At 67.7% G+C, this 2,456-nt stretch carries 1 protein-coding gene and 1 pseudogene; both read right to left on the bottom strand.

Translation table 11 applies throughout. From position 1 onward, the window contains the following. Positions 1-157 precede the first annotated feature (157 nt). Positions 158-436, bottom strand: coding sequence for a hypothetical protein (locus ACFWEE_RS32595; RefSeq protein ID WP_377541237.1), 279 nt, complete (start codon positions 434-436; stop codon positions 158-160). Between the two features lie 1,475 nt (positions 437-1,911). Further along, positions 1,912-2,456: pseudogene (locus ACFWEE_RS32600) on the bottom strand (hypothetical protein); the annotation flags it as partial.

A 2,456-nucleotide genomic window follows, 5' to 3' on the forward strand; every position in this document is an offset into this window, starting at 1 on the left:
GGCCGGGGCCTTTGCCGGGGGCCGCATGGTGGCCCCACGGGGCCCCTGTTCCGCCACGGATGGGGGCTGCGAGCGGAGCCGGCGACCTGCCGCTCCCGTGTGGGGGGCAGGTCGCCGTCGGCGTCCCCGGTTGCGGATGCGGGACACGACGGGGCGTTCACTCCAGAGACTGAACCTCCGGCCGCGCGGAGGGGGCCTGACCGCTTGAACTGACGGACGGGCTGGGGGGCGGGCCTGCTACCGCCGGAACAGAAGAGGACGCGGCAGGCGCCGGCGCCTGAAGCGGAGCCTGCGAGGCATCCTGCTGTCCGATCAGATAGACCGCGGCAAGAATCCCGGCACCAACCAGGAGCGACGCACCCAGCTTCGGGTTCTTGTACGCCCAGTACACGGCGACGCCCGCGAGGGACATCGCGACGATCGTGAACAGGGTCATCGGCCCGTCACCCCGTACGTGACACCCTGCGCTCGCCTGTCGAACGGAGCCGGAATGAATGTCGCACAAGCTTCGTAATGCGCCATTTGTCGCGTGAGCCCGCTCGACGGCAGGCCGTCGCGGAGCTTAGGCTCGGGAACGTCTTTGATGGTTCTTCTCCTTGTACTTGAGATCCAACTCGGTCGGGCGAGGGCTGTCGGACTACACAGGCGGTCCCCTGTTGGCGCAGGGGACCGCTGTTTTTTTGCCTCCAGGTGTTCGAGGGCTGTCGGACTACACGGCGACCGGAAACCCGTTGGCGCGGTCGGCGTCGAACTCGTCCTCGAAGGGCCTCGTTCGGACTCCGGTGCTGCCGGTCAGGGAGAAGCCTACGCAGCGCGAGCGGAGCCGCCACAATGCCAACGGAATCACGCACACGCATAAAAGCGCCTAAGTGGCCCTGACCTGCTGCTTCATGTCGGATGCTCAGCTCACGAGGTTGGTGACAGGCACTTCATGTAGGGGGGTCATGAGGCCGCCAGCAGATCGAAAGTCCTCACATGAACCCTTCGGTGACGCGCACCACGTGACCGAGGGTCACTGGACGGATACTTCCGCTGACCGGCCCTGTCGACGAACATCGAGCAGTCGAACTTCGGGTCCGTCTCTAGGACGTTGAGCAGGTCGTTCGGCCGGTCTAAGCGCTGGTGAACGGGCCGCGGAGGACACCCTCGAAACTCACCTGGCAGGGGACGCCGCCTGAGATACATCTTCGCCCCTGGAGCGAAACGGCTGCGGTCCGATTTCCGGTACCTCAGGTACTGGACCTGCTTCGCGAAGAACATCTCCGAGTTCTTCTTGCAGCACTAGACCTTGTCCTCGATCTCAGTGCCGAAGTCGGCGCCGGCGAGGAGGACGACGGCAAGCTCTGAGTCGCTACCGACCGGTCGCGGGCGGCCGTCGTTGACATCAGATCCGGGCAGCCAGTTGTGGCCTATTGGAACGTTAGGCCGAGCGTCGGGGGCGACGTCGGGCCCGGGCACGGGCAGGGGAGCAAGCTAAGCGATCAGATATCTGATCGGTCCGCCGTGCCGGTCGGTCGCTGCGCTGGGCGTGTCCTGCGGGGCGCAGATTCCGGCAGCGAGTTGTGGGTCATTGGGCCCAGTTTCGCGGTCGGCCGGGCGGCGGCTTGCGACAGCTCTTGCGCCATCTCCTGCGGCATCTGCTGCGGCATCTGTTGCGACTTCTGCTGCCCTTACCGGATTCCGGCCGACCCCGTCTGTGCAGGTCACCACGCGTGGTGGGGGTGTCCGTTTTCGCTGACATCCCCTCTACTGCCCGCCTCCGTCACGTCCCCACCTGAAATTGGCGGTGGGGACGGTGACGCGCGGCGGCCCGGAGAGGGGATCCGGCGCCCCTCGCTGTCGCGCGAAAGCGCCGGCGCCCCGGACCCGTGTCGGCATCAGATTCCGGCAGCGAGTTATGCCGGACTGATATCAGTTCTGCGGCTGGGCGAGGCGTCGGGCGATGTGCCAGACGGCACGTTCGCGGTCGTCGGCGTCGTCCTCCTGGTCGTCGTTCTCCTCGGCTTCGCGGCGACGTCGTGCAGCTGCTTCCTCGCGTCGGCGGGCGAGGGCTTCGAGCATCTCGGCGTACGCGTCCACGACGTCCTGCGGACCGAGAACGACGACCTCGTCGGCGACGTCGGCGAGCGCCAGGACCTCACGGACGCGGGCAGCCATGGCGGCCGGGTCGGTGTTGCCGTCGGTGCCCTCGGCGGCCTGCGTCGCCTCCAGGTCGAGGGCCTTCCTCGCGACCGCGTGCCAGCCGTCCTCGGTGACGCGGACGCCCGCGCGGAGTTCGCCGCCCTCGGCGTCGGCCGCCGCGAGCAAGTCGAGGTTGTCTTCGTCGGTGTCGCCGCCGTCGATGCCGAGCATCGAGCGCAGGTAGCGGGTCCACTCGATCGCGCGGCGGCCCTTGGTCGCGCGCTCGTACTCGTGCCACTTCGCCAGGTTCCACTCCAGCGAGCCCTGTCCCTGGG

Source organism: Streptomyces sp. NPDC060184, from assembly GCF_042728795.1.
In the GTDB taxonomy this organism is placed as follows: domain Bacteria; phylum Actinomycetota; class Actinomycetes; order Streptomycetales; family Streptomycetaceae; genus Streptomyces.